This window comes from Flavobacterium sp. (assembly GCF_004211145.1).
In the GTDB taxonomy this organism is placed as follows: Bacteria; Bacteroidota; Bacteroidia; order Flavobacteriales; family Flavobacteriaceae; genus Flavobacterium.
Genome location: NZ_SEBS01000028.1, coordinates 14,559 through 28,998 on the forward strand (window position 1 = coordinate 14,559; position 14,440 = coordinate 28,998).

The 14,440-nt window shown below is 48.1% G+C and carries 15 protein-coding genes; 2 read left to right on the top strand and 13 right to left on the bottom strand.

Annotated features, from left to right (window positions below):
• Positions 1 to 28 precede the first annotated feature (28 nt).
• Positions 29 to 883, top strand: a complete 855-nt coding sequence (locus EOO50_RS12855) for a mechanosensitive ion channel domain-containing protein (protein WP_290840676.1) — start codon at positions 29 to 31, stop codon at positions 881 to 883.
• Here the strand turns inward: EOO50_RS12855 and tsaB are convergent, their stop codons facing one another.
• The 7 genes from tsaB to EOO50_RS12890 all read right to left on the bottom strand — a co-directional run bounded on the left by tsaB (position 884) and on the right by EOO50_RS12890 (position 8,810).
• Entirely contained in the window at positions 884 to 1,552 is a 669-nt protein-coding gene (tsaB, locus tag EOO50_RS12860; protein ID WP_290840677.1) for a tRNA (adenosine(37)-N6)-threonylcarbamoyltransferase complex dimerization subunit type 1 TsaB, read from the bottom strand.
• Positions 1,552 to 2,850 (bottom strand): efflux RND transporter periplasmic adaptor subunit, encoded by a 1,299-nt coding sequence (locus EOO50_RS12865; protein WP_290840678.1) that lies wholly within the window; start codon positions 2,848 to 2,850, stop codon positions 1,552 to 1,554. Before EOO50_RS12865 ends, tsaB begins: the two co-directional genes overlap by 1 nt.
• Before the next feature lie 2 nt (positions 2,851 to 2,852).
• Positions 2,853 to 4,292: a TolC family protein gene (locus EOO50_RS12870; protein WP_290840679.1), complete on the bottom strand. Its 1,440-nt coding sequence runs from the start codon at positions 4,290 to 4,292 to the stop codon at positions 2,853 to 2,855.
• 77 nt (positions 4,293 to 4,369) lie between these two features.
• Entirely contained in the window at positions 4,370 to 5,485 is a 1,116-nt protein-coding gene (locus EOO50_RS12875) for an efflux RND transporter periplasmic adaptor subunit (protein WP_290840680.1), read from the bottom strand.
• Between the two features lie 122 nt (positions 5,486 to 5,607).
• Entirely contained in the window at positions 5,608 to 6,870 is a 1,263-nt protein-coding gene (locus tag EOO50_RS12880) for an ABC transporter permease (RefSeq protein WP_290840681.1), read from the bottom strand.
• 1 nt (position 6,871) lies between these two features.
• Positions 6,872 to 8,116 carry an ABC transporter permease gene (locus EOO50_RS12885; protein WP_290840682.1) on the bottom strand — a complete coding sequence of 415 codons (1,245 nt, stop codon included), beginning with the start codon at positions 8,114 to 8,116 and terminating at the stop codon, positions 6,872 to 6,874.
• Positions 8,109 to 8,810, bottom strand: a complete 702-nt coding sequence (locus EOO50_RS12890) for an ABC transporter ATP-binding protein (RefSeq protein ID WP_290840683.1) — start codon at positions 8,808 to 8,810, stop codon at positions 8,109 to 8,111. The genes EOO50_RS12885 and EOO50_RS12890 overlap by 8 nt, the downstream gene beginning before the upstream one ends.
• Positions 8,811 to 8,979: 169 nt before the next feature.
• Between EOO50_RS12890 and EOO50_RS12895 the strand changes: the two genes are divergently transcribed.
• On the top strand, positions 8,980 to 10,374 hold the full coding sequence (locus tag EOO50_RS12895; protein ID WP_290840684.1) for a DUF4403 family protein: 1,395 nt from the start codon (positions 8,980 to 8,982) through the stop codon (positions 10,372 to 10,374).
• A gap of 379 nt (positions 10,375 to 10,753) precedes the next feature.
• Here the strand turns inward: EOO50_RS12895 and EOO50_RS12900 are convergent, their stop codons facing one another.
• The 6 genes from EOO50_RS12900 to EOO50_RS12925 form a co-directional block, all read right to left on the bottom strand.
• Positions 10,754 to 10,987, bottom strand: a complete 234-nt coding sequence (locus tag EOO50_RS12900; protein ID WP_290840685.1) for a hypothetical protein — start codon at positions 10,985 to 10,987, stop codon at positions 10,754 to 10,756.
• 19 nt (positions 10,988 to 11,006) lie between these two features.
• The gene (locus EOO50_RS12905; RefSeq protein WP_290840686.1) at positions 11,007 to 11,597 is read right to left on the bottom strand and encodes a DUF420 domain-containing protein; all 591 of its coding nucleotides are present in this window, start codon (positions 11,595 to 11,597) and stop codon (positions 11,007 to 11,009) included.
• Complete coding sequence (locus EOO50_RS12910; protein WP_290840687.1) at positions 11,597 to 12,280, bottom strand: SCO family protein; 684 nt, start codon at positions 12,278 to 12,280, stop codon at positions 11,597 to 11,599. The genes EOO50_RS12905 and EOO50_RS12910 overlap by 1 nt, the downstream gene beginning before the upstream one ends.
• On the bottom strand, positions 12,280 to 12,924 hold the full coding sequence (locus EOO50_RS12915) for a hypothetical protein (protein ID WP_290840688.1): 645 nt from the start codon (positions 12,922 to 12,924) through the stop codon (positions 12,280 to 12,282). Before EOO50_RS12915 ends, EOO50_RS12910 begins: the two co-directional genes overlap by 1 nt.
• A gap of 80 nt (positions 12,925 to 13,004) precedes the next feature.
• Positions 13,005 to 13,355, bottom strand: coding sequence for a cytochrome C oxidase subunit IV family protein (locus tag EOO50_RS12920; RefSeq protein WP_290840689.1), 351 nt, complete (start codon positions 13,353 to 13,355; stop codon positions 13,005 to 13,007).
• 18 nt (positions 13,356 to 13,373) lie between these two features.
• The gene (locus EOO50_RS12925) at positions 13,374 to 14,408 is read right to left on the bottom strand and encodes a cytochrome c oxidase subunit 3 (protein WP_290840690.1); all 1,035 of its coding nucleotides are present in this window, start codon (positions 14,406 to 14,408) and stop codon (positions 13,374 to 13,376) included.
• Positions 14,409 to 14,440 lie beyond the last annotated feature (32 nt).

Consider the following 14,440-nt stretch of genomic DNA (forward strand, 5'->3'; position numbering starts at 1 on the left):
TTCGCGGAGGTTTTTTATTTTTGCACCCATGGAAAATCTCGAAACTGCCGAAAAACACGAAATCACGAGCGAACTGCATTCGATTGGCGATTATGTCGATTCCCTCGTGAACGTGATCATCGAATATACGCCAAGGCTGATTTCAGCTTTACTGATCTTATTTATCGGGCTTTACGCGATCCGATTGATCAATCGTCTGGTAAAACGACTCATGGTAAGACGCGAGCTCGATGCGACGCTTTCGAATTTCCTGTCGGACATTTTGCTTTGGGCGATGCGGATTTTGCTTTTCGTTTCGGTGATATCGAAACTCGGGATCGAGACCTCGTCGTTCGTGGCAATTTTGGGTGCGATGGGATTAGCCGTTGGTTTGTCACTTCAGGGTTCGCTTTCGAATTTTGCGGGCGGCATGCTGATCATCATGTTCAAGCCGTTCCGCGTCGGAGATACGATCGAAGCACAAGGCGTCAATGGAACGGTAAGTGAAATCCAAATTTTCGTAACGAAATTATTGACCGGGAATAACCAGACGATTTTCGTACCGAACGGCGCGCTTTCAAACGGAACGATCATCAATTATTCGATGCAGGGCGTGCGACGTGCCGACCTCACGTTCTCGGTTTCCTACGACACCGACATCAAAAAAGTGCGCGAGATTTTACTCGAACTCATGAAAAACAACAAGAAAGTGTTGAAAACGCCTGCGCCAGTCGTCGTCGTGCGCGATCTGACCGACCATTCGATCAACATTGCGGTCCGTCCGTGGTCGAAAAACGACATATTCAGCGAGATGACTTACGAAATTTTGGAAGGCGGGAAAGAAGCGTTCGAAGCCGCCGGAATCAACATCCAGCCGATCGTGAAGGAACGCTCGGTGCAGTGATTATTTCTTTGGAGGCGCGGCCAGAAAATCCTTTAGGTAAAACGGCTCGAAATACGCGACATCCTCAAATTCGTTATTGTTGAATTTCGCGAAACTCAGCGAAGACATGGCAAGAGCCGATGGAAAAACGATGTCATTCAAAAATGCGAAATTATTTCGTTTTAAAACCGGTTCGCATTTCTCATTCGCATCGCCTACGAAGTACGCTTTTTGGGAGATTTCGGCGAACGATTCCTCGGTAACGACTTCGGCTTTCGTTTCACGCAATTGTGCGCCCGAGGCTGAAAAAATTGCGCTGTAGACTTCCATTCGCCTCGCGTCCAACATCGGAATCACGACGCCGTCCGAAACGTTCGCCTGAGACGCCAAAACCTGCAGCGTATCGACAGCTATCATCGGAATCCCGAGCGCAAAACACAACCCTTTCGCAGCCGAAACGCCGATCCGCAAACCCGTGTAAGAACCAGGGCCGCGGCTCACGGCAATCGCATCCAGATCGGCGTACGAAACACTAGAATCCTTTAAAACGGTTTCAATGAAAACGTGGAGTTTCTCGGCATGCGAATATCCCTGTCCCGAAATTTCCTGGCTGGAAACGGTTTGTCCGTCGCGAGCCAAAGCCACCGAGCAGTTTTTGGTGGCGGTCTCAATATTTAAGATAAGCGACATCAGTCTTTGGGTTTGTCGCCTGCTTTTTCCTCGGTTACCTTGTCGCCTGAAGTCAGGTCTTTCGTAACGGTATTGTACGGTCCGGTAATGACGATGTCGCCTTTTTTCAGCCCCGACAGCACTTCGATGTTCGTATCGTCCTGGATTCCGGTTTTGATCACGCGAAGTTTCGCCTGACCGCCCGATTTGACGAAGACACATTCGAATTTTTTCTCGGTTTTCGCTTTCTTGAGGCTTTCGTCCGAGTTCTTGTCCTCGACCTTAAACGTCTTCTTGGCCGTCGTGTCGGTCTTTACGACAACCGAGCTGATCGGAACCGAAAGCACGTTCTCACGACGTTTCGTGATGATATCGACAGTCGCGGTCATCCCGGGACGGAACGGAGAATAATTCGCGGGTTTTCCCTCGATCAAATCCTGGTACGATTCCTTGACGATACGTACTTTCACCTTGAAGTTCGTCACTTGGTCGGCAGTCGTGGCCGTGCTCGCCGAGTTTGAAATACTCGTGACCAAACCCTTGAATTTCTTTTTGAGATACGCATCGACCTCGACGTTCGCCGAATCGCCGACACTGATTTTGACGATGTCGTTCTCGTTAACGTCGACCTCGACCTCCATGTTGTTCAGGTTGGCCACGCGAAGCAGTTCGGTTCCGGCCATCTGCTGTGTTCCGAGCACGCGCTCGCCGAGTTCGACGCCGAGAACTGAAATCGTTCCGTCGGCAGGAGAATAGATATTGGTTCGGCCCAAATTATCTTTGGCTTCGTTGACCGTCGCCGCGGCACTTTGGACGTTGTAATAAGCGGATTGTTTGTTGGCTTTTGCGACCTCGAACGACGAAATGGCTTTGTCCCAATCGGCTTTGGAGATAATTCCTTTTTCGAAAAGCGTCTTGTTTCGGTCGTAGTTCGCGCGAGCTTCGGCAAATTGCGCGTCGGCCTGGCTCAAACCTGCCTTCGTTCCTGAAAGATTCGAAACGGTTCTGTTCAGACCCGACGTGTATAAATCGGGGTTGATCTTTACAAGAAGTTGCCCTTTTTTAACGATCTGGCCTTCTTTTATCGGAAGTTCGATGATCTCGCCCGACACTTCGGACGAAATCTTAACCTCGATCTCAGGCTGCACTTTTCCGGTAGCCGAAACCGTTTCAACGATGGTTATTTCCTCAACTTTTGCCGTCTCGACCGCAGTGCCTTCGTTCTTTTTGCCGATGACGCCCGTTTTTGAAAGTACAACCAAAAGAATGACAAGGACGGCGGTTCCGCCCAGGAGAAAATACATCGTTTTTTTAGACATGGCTATTGTGTTTTGTTGATCGGGATCCCGAAGTAGAATTCTACGACTTTCACCTTGAAAATATAATCGAATTTCGCGCGCACCGCATCAGATTGGGAGTTCACGTATAAGGTCTGCGCCTGGTTAAGGTCGAACGAGTTCATCATGCCGACGTTGTAGCGTTCGGTCGCGTAATCGAATGCGATTTTTCGGGCTTCGACTGCAACCAAAGCCGCTTCGTAGCCGCTCAAAGAATTATTCGCGTCGACGAATGCCTGGTAAACGTTGCGTTCCAAATCCAGTTCGGCCTGCGAGAATGCAATTTTGTTTCTTTCCAAAGCGACTTTCGAACGCTCGACACTGTTGCGAGCCGAAAATCCATTCAGGATCGGAATGTTGAGCTGTAAACCGAAGTTATGCCCTTTGTTCGCGCTGAACTGGTCGAAAATCGGTTCGTACCTGCCCAAAACCGGAATGAAGTTCTGCGTGACGACGTTTTGCCCCGTGCCATCGACCGTACCGATCACCGAAGTTGGATTATCGGGATCTTGAATACCACCGATCACACGATCCGCATACGATGCACGCGTGCTGAAACTGTAATATCCTTGAAGGTTCGGTTGCAGGGCGCCGCGTGCGATTCTCACATCTTTCTCGGCAAGTTCCAGATTCGTGCGCGCGATCTTTATTTCATTTCGCGCTTCTTTCGCCTTCTCGAAAATGGCCTGAGGCGTTTGGAGCATAACAGGGCTTTCGATCACTTCATAATCGTTGTCGGCCACGTCGAACTCCTTGAAATCGTCGATTTGCAAAAGTTGGGCGAGACTTAATCTTGATATGAGCAATGCATTTTGGGCATCGATGACCGCTTTCTGGCTCGTGGCGACGGTCGCGCGCATGTCGGCCAAATCACCGCGAGGCACCGATCCTGCGTTCACGAGTTCGGTCGTACGCGTTTGCAGACGTTTGTTGTTTTCGAGTTGCGCCTGTTGCACTTTAAGATTTTCCTTGTTGAAAAGGATTTGCAGAAATGCACTCGCGACGTTGAGCGACACATCGTCCTTCATCTTGTCGAGGCGATATTGGGCCGCGATGATCGAGAGTTGGGAACGCCTTAACGTGTTTTGGTTTTGCAATCCCTTGTAAATATCGACGCCAGCGTTGATTCCGGCTTGCGTAAACTGTGTCGTTTGATTCTCGAGCAAACCCGTTGTGATGTTCTGGTTTAGGCCGATGTTCCAGCTGTGGTTCGCCGTACCATTCAATGATGGCAGGAAATTTCCGACCGCATCCTTTTTTTCGATGGCCGCGATTTGGAGGTCGAGTTCGCTCTGCTTGATCTGGATGTTGTTCTTGAGCGCGTACTCCACGCATTCGGCCAATGTCCACTTTTTACCTTGCTGTGCGAAGGAAACTCCCGTAACTAAAAGGAAAAACGCAATGGCGTAACTAAATTTCTTCATAGGTTAAAGATGAAAAGCACAGCTTTTGGCTGCACAAATTTATGATTTTTTGATTAATGATTGTCGTAAAATGCGAGTTATGGTTTGCCCGGCTCTTTTTGAAGGCCTTGGTTCCAGACTTTGATTTTGTCCGACGCCTTCACGCCGCTTTTCACCTGCACATAAATCCCGTCGCTCACACCGAGTTCAATGTTGCGTCTCTCGAATTTCTGGGGCGCGGTCTCGACTTCGACGAATGGCTTTTGCGTTTTCTCGTCGAATTGGATCAACGACTCTTTCAAAGCCAATGTATTCTCGGCCTTGTCGAGGATGATCGATGCGTTCGCGCTTAGTCCGGCGCGGATAAACGTCGTGTCGCGGTTCTTGAGCGCGCCTTTGATTTCGAACTGGATCGCGCCATTCTCGGTTTTTCCTTTCGGGGCGATGTAATTCAGTATCGCATCGAATTTCTTGTTTTCGATGGCTCCGACGGTAATTTCAATCGAAAGGTTTTCCCGTACTTTCCCGACTTCGGATTCATCGAGTTTCCCGACGAAAATCATGCGTCCGACATCGGCCATCGTCGCGATCGTCGTTCCTTCGTTGAAGTTGTTGCTTTCGATTACCTGATTCCCGACTTTCACCGGAACGTCCAAGACCATTCCCGTAACGGTAGAACGGATCATGGTGTTGGCGTAACTTCCGAGTCCGGCCGACGTTCCCGTTTTCACGATGTCAAGACCCTGACGTGCCGCGGCGTAGGTTTGCTTGGCTTGTTTATAGGCAGTTTCGGCGTTTTGGAAATCATTGGCCGAAATCACGCCTTTGTCGAAAAGCGTTTTCTGGCGATTGAAGATTTTCTCCTGGTTGTCGAGTTCGATCTTTGCCGTCACGACGCTGTTCTGCGAATTGCTCAAGCTTGAAACGTTGGCAACGACGCGGATCTGCGCTATCGGATCGCCGGCTTTGATGTTGTCTCCGGCTTTGATGAACACTTTTTCGATGATTCCTGAGATGTTCGGTTTGATTAAAACCTCTTCGTCAGGTACGATATTTCCCGTTGCGATCGTCGTTTTCACGATGGTTTTCGTTTCGGGTTTCTCGGTTTCGAACACCACGGGCGATTCCTGGTTTTTCGCATACAAATAGTACAGCGCCCCGAAAAATACGATGGCGATGAAGATTAAAATGGCGATGGTTACTCCTTTTCTCATTGTTTACTTATTGATTGATGTGATGAATTTTCTTATTTATTATTTCCGACTTTCGACCGCCTATTTCGCAATTTCGAACTCGACTACATTTTCGACTTTCGACTTTCTACTTTCGACTCGATTTACTCGGTCCGCAACGCGTCGACCGGTTTAACGCTGATCGCGATCTGGGCCGGAATGAAACCCGCTAGCAACCCCGATCCGACGAGAATCATGAGTGCGAAAAACACGACGACCAGATCCACGCTCGGGTTGGCGAACATCATGTCTTCACTCGGCATCGAATCCAACAATGCGTTCAAACCGGCGAGCAATCCAGTGGCGACGGCGATTCCGGCCATTCCTGCAATGATCGTTAGGAAAATAGATTCGGTTAGGATCTGTGAACGGATCATTCTCGGCGTCGCGCCCAATGCCCTGCGAATCCCGATTTCCTTCGTGCGTTCCTTGACGACGATGAGCATGATGTTCGAAATTCCGATGACGCCCGACAGCAGCACCAATGTTCCCACAAAATACGCGATGAAACGCAAAATCGTGAACAGTCCCATGACTTTGCTGAATTCCTGGTATAAATCGAAGTTCCCGATCGCGCGTTCGTCTTCAGGATGTATTTTGTGCCGTTCCTTCAAGAAGTCGAAAATGCCTTGCTTGAGTTCGGTGATCGACGCGCCGTCTTTGGCCGTGATCGCCATCCAACCCACGACATCGCCGTAGTTGAACGCTTGCTGGAACGTCGTGAAGGGAATGAAAATGTTCTTTTGCGCCTGTTCGCCTCCGCCATCGTTATTATTCGATTTGTAGACGCCGACGACCATGAAGTTCACGCCGTTTATTTTTATGTACGATCCGATGACTTCCTCGGCGGGTTTGTACATCAAATTTATCACGCCTTCACCGATTACCGCGACTTTGCGTCGGCCCGAAATGTCGCCGTGGTTTACGAAACGGCCTTTAGTGATGACCATCGATTCCTGTAAAATCAATTCGGGATAGTCGCCATAGATGCCGAACGCTCCTGTTTTATCACCTCGTATCACATTGGTTGCGCCTTGGAAATCGCCCAATTGGTTTCTTGGTGAAACGTACAGCAGATCGGGAAATTTCGATTTCAGTGCAGGAACGTCCTCGTTCTTGAAATTGAATCGTCGCCCGATAGGCAATCCTTTATAAGGTTTCGCCGTGACCTGCGTCCACATGAACATCGTGTTGGTCGCGATGCCCGAAAACCCTTTCTTGACGCCGTTCTCCAAGCCTTTACCCGCGGCTAGCAAGATCACGAGAATGAAAATTCCCCAAAATACGCCGAACGCCGTGAGCGCCGTACGAACCGGATTTGCCGAAAGTGCCTGGAGGATTTCTCCCCATTTGTCTCTGTCAAACATATTATTCGTCTCTTAAAGCGATTATGGGTTTAATTTTGGCAGCGCGATAGGCCGGGAAAAATCCAGCTCCCGCGCCCGCGATGATGAGCAAGATCAAAGTCGTGATGGCGACGTTGAAATCGACTTGCGGGTTGAAGAAGAATTCGCTCGTGATCATCGGCCCGACGAATTCCAAAAGTGCCAAACTCGCAAGCAATCCCACGAATCCCGCAACCGTCGTAATGAAAATCGACTCGTGCAAGATCATTGTCACGATTGAAAAAGGAGAAGCTCCGAGCGCTTTTCTGATGCCGATTTCCTTGGTTCTTTCTTTTACGATGATCAACATGATGTTGCTTACTCCGACGACTCCCGCGACGATCGTACAAATCCCGACCCACCAGAAAAACAATCGGATGTAAAGGTTCAGGTCGTAAAATTTCTTGGCGTCCTCGACCGAATTGTGGACTTGTATCGCGCCGTCATCATCAGGTGCGACGACATTCTTTGCCTTAAGCATGGTCTCGAGATCGCTTTTGAACTTCTCGGATTCGGCAAGCGCCTTATCGTAATTGTCCGAGCGTTTCAACGTATAGAACATGTTGTTGATGTTCTGTCCGAGGCCGAAAACCGTCTGGGTCGTCGTAAACGGCAAGAACGCCCGAGATTCTTCACGTTCGCCACCCGGATCGGTAAACACGCCGATGACCTTGAACGGAATTCCGTTTATGGTGAAGATTTTCGCGATCGGATCCTCGTCCTTGAACATCGTCAATCGCAATTTTTGTCCGATCACGGCGACTTTCTCGTTGTTGGCCAAATCGTTTTGGTTGATGAAGCGTCCCGTCAAAACAGTCATGTTTTCGATGCCTTGCATGTCGGCGTTCGCACCTCGAACTTGGTAACTTCCGGTTTCTTTCTTGTACGCGAACTGCGTCTGCCAAACTCCCGCACCCGCTGATTTGAGAACCATTTGATCGCCGAGTTTCTGCACGACGAGATCGTAATCGGAGTTGTGCATCTGGACGAAACGGCCCGGATTCAAGCCTTTGTATTCTTTGGTTGTCACGCCGCTCCAGATCTCGATGATGCCTTCGGCGTCGCGCGCGAATTGCTTCTCGATGCCGTTCTGCAAGCCTTTTCCAGCCCCGAGCAGGATCACGAGGATAAAGATTCCCGAGGCGACTGAAATACTCGTCAGGAATGTCCGCAATTTATTTTTTGAAATGGCCTGGAAGATTTCCTGCCAGCGTTCAATGTTAAACATAAGCCGATGCCCTTTGCTGCGTTACCATTACGTCATCGATGATAAGCCCGTCTTTGAGGACTACGTTGCGTTTGCACATGGCGGCAATATCGGGTTCGTGCGTGACGATGAGAATGGTTTTCCCTTCGTCGTTGATGCCTTGGATGAGTTCCATGACTTCGTAGGAAGTTTTGGTGTCGAGCGCCCCGGTCGGTTCGTCGGCAAGCAGGACTTTCGGGTGTGATGCAAGTGCGCGCGCGATGGCGACGCGTTGTTTTTGTCCGCCCGACATTTCATTGGGCAAGTGATGCGCGTGCGATGCGAGACCTACTTTTTCAAGGTAACTCATCGCGATCTCGTTGCGTTCTTTTCGCTTCACTCCTTGGTAATACAGCGGCATCGCGACATTGTCGAGCGCCGATTTGTAGTTGATAAGGTTGAACGATTGGAATACGAAACCCAAAAATTGGTTGCGATAGCGGGACGCGATGGTTTCGTTGAGCTTTTTGATCGGGACGCCGTCGAGCGTGTAACTCCCGGTGTCGGCCTCGTCGAGGATTCCGAGGATGTTGAGCAACGTCGATTTCCCTGATCCTGAAGAACCCATGATCGCGACAAGCTCGCCCTCGGCAATATTAAAGTTGATTCCCTTGAGCACGTGCAATGTCGAATTGCCCGTTTTGTAGGATTTGTGGAGATCCTTGATTTCAATCATGACAGCCTGGTTTGGTGATGCAATTCTATTGATTCGATTTTTGATGATGATTGTTTGTACCGAAATTTCAGGAATTTCGATACGGGTAATAAGACTTTGAAAACTTGTATTTGTTACATTGTATAACGCATAATTTCGGTTTTGTTACTTTTGCCAAAAAACAATCGGAATGCGACTCTATTCAATCATCACGTTTTTATCGGCAATCACTTTACTGGCAGGCTGTTCGTCGGCCAAAAAAATCGAGACGCTTCGGCCCGAACCTGACAATGCCACGCCGCTTTTGTATGAAACCGCGACGTCGTTTATCGATATTCCCGTGAAGATCAAGTTGCGCGACATCGAAAACCAGACGAACAAATACCTGACGGGTTTGATCTACGAGGATAAAAACATCGAGGACGACGATTTGCAGATGCAGATCTACAAACAGGGCCCAATCGTGTTGACCAATGAAAACGGCCGCATCAAGACCGTGCTTCCGCTAAAAGTGAACGTGAAATACCGCATCGGGACGAAATCTTTGGGCGTCGATTTGACGTCGATCCGGGAATTCAACCTCAATGGAAAAATCACGCTGTTGAGCAACGTCGGACTCACGAACTGGAAGCTTTTGACCAAAACCGAATTGAAGGACATCGATTGGGTCGAAAGCCCGACGACAACCGTTCTTGGAAAACAGGTTCCGATTACGTATGTCGTGAATCCCGCGATCAAATTGTACAGTTCGAAAATCGAAAAATCAATCGATGACGCGATCGAAAAGTCGATGGATTTCAAACCGAACGTTCTTGACGCGCTTGAAAAATTGTGCGTGCCGTTACAGATGAGCGAGGTTTACGACAGCTGGTTGCGCACGGTTCCGGTCGAACTCTACACGACCGATGCCGTGATCCAAAAAGACGCGATCGCGCTTGAAATGGGTTTGAAATGTACGATGGAAACCTTCGTCGGGAAAAAGCCTGAAAGCAAATTCGACCGAAATAAAATCGTGCTGAAACCAGTTGCAAAAATGCCCGACCATTTCACGGCAAACATAGCCGCGGTTTCGACTTACGACGACGCGTCGCGCATCATGACGCAGAATTTTGCAGGCCAGGAATATGGCGAAGGCAGCAAGAAAGTAAAGGTGAATAAAGTGAATATCTGGCACAAGTCGGGTAAGATGATCATCGCGCTGGACATGGAAGGCAGCATTACGGGAACGGTTTACCTTGCCGGATTTCCGCAGTACAATGAACAGACGCAGGAGATTTTCTTCGACAAGCTTGATTATGCGCTCGACACGAAAAGTTCACTCATGAGAACCGCAAACTGGCTTGCGAGCGGTTATATATTGAAGAAAATCGAGGCGAGCTGCCGTTATTCGATCAAGCCGAATCTTGAGGAAGGCCGCAAGAATATGAAGACGTATTTGAATAATTTTTCACCGATGCCGGGCGTTTTCGTGAACGGAACGGTTGGAGATATTAAATTGGGAAAAATTCAGTTGACGAACAATGCGGTTATCGCGTTTATCGCCGTTGATGGGAAGATTGATGTGAGTGTGGACGGGTTGAAATAGTTGGTTTGGTGGTTAAAGGATCGAGGTCGATGGATGATTCTTTGGTTGCAAATTGGTGGCCAAGTTAAGACAAGTTTGAGATAGATATTCAATTGCGGATAAAACTTATTTGACTGGAACGGTTGCGAAAAATTAAGATTTTATGTAGTTTTTCTGTATGAAGCAAATCCAAGATAACGCTAACTTTCGGGTGGGTGGTGGCGGTAATTTTGCCGGAAAAAATTTTTATCGCAAAAACTAAAAAGACTTAATCCGAAAGAAATTGCGAAGCGTTACCCAAACCCTCACCAACGGCAATTCACCAATCACAGTTCTTGCAAGAACAAGATCCCACACGACCAACGAAACTCCTCCACTAACCGATTAAACGCCTAAACAATTAAACTTCCTCAGCGGTCTTCTTCTTACTATACATCCGATAAATCAAAAACCCGATAACGCCAACAATTAAATACGGAAACACCATCAAATAAACGATTCCGTCATTCACGGCTTCAGCCTTCTGCGTATTATCGGAGCCTTCCAAAGACGCACGGCACATCGCACATTGCGCGCTCGAGACCATCGGCAGCAAAAATGTCATCACGACCGCAATCACCTGCACTTTGCACATTGCACTTTGCACTTTGAACTCAGTTCGCATAATACGGTGAAATCATCAAATAAACCACAACACCCGTAACGGCAACATACAACCAGATCGGATACGTGATCTTACCGAGTTTCCTGTGTCGGTCGAAACGTTCCGCAAGCGCGCGAACATATGTGAAAAGTACCATCGGGATGATCGCGATCGAAAGCAAGATGTGCGTGATCAGGATAAAAAAGTAAACGCCACGCATCGCGCCAGCTTCTATATTCTCTTCAACCGATAATTCTCCGTCGTGGTTCAAATCTCCGAAACGCGTGCTGTCGGCAGTCATGTGATACGCGACATACATCACCAAAAACGTCACCGACAGCCCGATCGCGAACGTCATGAGGTTCTCGTGCAATTTGCGTTTCCCGCGTCGGATCGCCATCACGGCCCAAACCAAAACCACGGCCGTCAAGCCATTTATCGATGCGTAGATCGGCGGAAGAAACGAAAGCGGCTCGACCTCGATCCCAAAATCCTTGAGTTTCACGGCAAATAATATCGCCACGACTACGGGGATGATTATCGAAACCGCGATGATGAGTTTATTGAACTTTTGTTCAAGCGAAGGCGTGTTCTGTTCCATTATTCCTTAAGTAAGATTTGGATATCCTGCATGATGTCGCGAATACCTTCCTTTTCGATGCCGTCGTAATAAGCGATCGGATTCCCAAAGTCATCCTTTCGACAGCGGATGTTCCCATTTTTGTCGATAAGTGCGAAGCTTCCCGAATGTTCGAATCCCGCCTCGCCTTCGCCCGTTTTGCCGACGAATACGTTGAAACCCTGGTTCGCTAATTTGTAGATGTATTCGCGATCGCCCGTGAGCATGTGCCAATTCGACGACGTGACGCCCAGTTGATCGGCGTGAAGTTTCAAAACCTGTGGCGTGTCGGTCTCCGGATTGATCGTGATCGACGCGATGCCGAAATTCGCGTCCCCATAAAATTTCTTTTGCAACTCCAGCATGTTTTGGTTCATGCGCGGACAAATCGTCGGGCAGGTAGTGAAGAAGAATTCAAGCACATAGACTTTGCCTGCGTAATCGGCGTTCGTGATCTTTTTGCCGTTTTGATCGATGAGTGCGAACTTGGGCGCTTTTCCCATCGTATATAATTCTCCTTGGCCTTCGCCGTGCTTTTCGACGTTATCGAGCTTGCGTCCGCGCACCGTGTCGCCTTCCTTGAATCGGTTGATGATCTTCGGCACGAAAATAATCCCGAAAACCAAGACCACAAGCGAAACCCATATATACGATTTGTTCTTCATTATATTTCTCTTTTCGTGGCGTTGTGGTTGCGTTTGAGCGCCGCCTTGTATTCGTATAGCAACACCTTGAAATCATCGAGCAGTTCGTTGCTGATCGCCGACGGGTGAAACGTATCATAACCTTCGATGTACTCGCCTTTTTCGTTACGTCCGCGCAGCTTCAACTTCTTGTCGATCAAAAAAACATTGGGCGTTCCCAGATCGGGATTCAACTGGCCTTTTAATCCAAGGCCCGAATAGAACGCTTTGATCTCATCAGGCGATGCGAATACGAATTGCCACTGTTTCATGTTCGTAATCTCGGCGCACTTGTCGTAGATGACTTTGACTTCTTTCTCAGTTCCGATCGGACAAATGTATACGAACTGCAAATCGGTAAATTCGTGGTAACGCTCGTAGACTTTTTGGTTCAGGTTGAAAATATTCCCACGGTTCTTGACGATGTCGTAACCTCCGAAGCCTAAGACCGTGATCCTGCCATTGAGTTTTACAGGATCTGATTTAAGTGATTTCCAATCGCCCATTTCAGCAACTTTGGGCGTAATCACGGGCAAAGTCGTAAAACTGTTCACGCCCGATGCAAAGAAAAGATACGCGACGATAGGCAAGACGAAAAGTATAAAAAGCACTATTGTTTTTTTCATCGCGGCGAGAAAGATATTTCGGATACAAAAATAAAAAAAGGCGGTCTATAAACCGCCTTTTTTAGTGAATTAATATGCTGTTAGAAATTCCACTTGATAGTCGAATTAGCAAAAACCCCATAAATATAATCTCCTTCAACAAGGAGGATGAAAATCAGGTACAAGATCAAGAAAATCACAGTACCGACGACCGCCCAACGCAAGCTGGCGGTTTCGCCTTCCATGTGCATGAACGCCCATACGATATAATATGCTTTGTAGATTGTCAAAAGGATAAAGATCCAGTTGAGCATGTTCATTCCAAGAATAGTGTGCGTGTGCAGATATTCCGGTTTTAGGATACCCAACGCAACCTCAACTGTAGTCACTACCGACAAAAGTGCGAATACTGACCAGATTCTTTTTGTATTTGAAACGTGTTCGTGTGCCATGATGCGTAAATCTTAAAATTAAACGAGGTAGAAGAAGGTAAATACGAATACCCAAACCAAATCCACGAAGTGCCAGTACAAACCGACTTTCTCGACCATTTCGTACGAACGTCTTTTCTCATAAGTTCCGAGCAGTACGTTGAAGAAAATGATGATGTTGATGATGACTCCTGAAAATACGTGGAAACCGTGGAAACCTGTGATGAAGAAGAAGAAGTCAGCGAACAATTTGCTTCCGTATTCGTTTCTCCAAAGGTTCGCACCTTCAACCACGACAAACGCATTGTCCATCATCTTTTGCGAAGCCTCGCGATTCAATACTTCTTTGTGTTTTTTCGTGTTGACGTTCCCGACTTTCTCAAGGCGTGTGTCTTCACGGTCTTCTTTCGTGTCCTGGTAAATTCTCTCGGTGCGGACGCGAAGCTCAGGATGCGCTTTGAACGCCGCTTGTACTTCAGTTACCGAATATGTCGTCGGTGCATTTGCGTCGGTCATGAACCAAGTCGCTTTGCCGCGTGTCAATTCAACTCTTTCCTCAGGAAGATGCGTGACGAATTCTTCAAGCTTCACGCGCTTTCCTGTGTTGTCAACGAATTGCAGCAAACTTCCGCCTTTGGTTTCGACAGCGCCGTATTCGCCTTTGATGAAGTTTTTCCACTCCCAAGCCTGTGATCCGACGAAGATCAAACCTCCGACAATCGTAAGCAACATGTAAAAAGCGACTTTCTTTTGTTTCATGTGATGTCCCGCATCAACCGCCAACACCATCGTAACCGACGAGAAGATGAGGATGAAGGTCATCAACGCCACGTAATACATCGGAGCTTCCACACCGTGCATAAATGGAAAGTGCGTAAACACTTCATCAGGCAATGGCCAGGTTTCGATGAATTTGAATCGTGAAAAACCGTAAGCAGCAAGAAAACCCGAGAATGTCAAGGCATCCGATACGATAAAAAACCACATCATCAGCTTGCCATAACTGGCTCCCATCGGCTCGTTTCCGCCGCCCCAGACTTTTGTTTCAGTAGCAGTTGTAACTGTCGCTCCCATAAAAGATATCCGTTAAAAAGTTCCCAAATTTA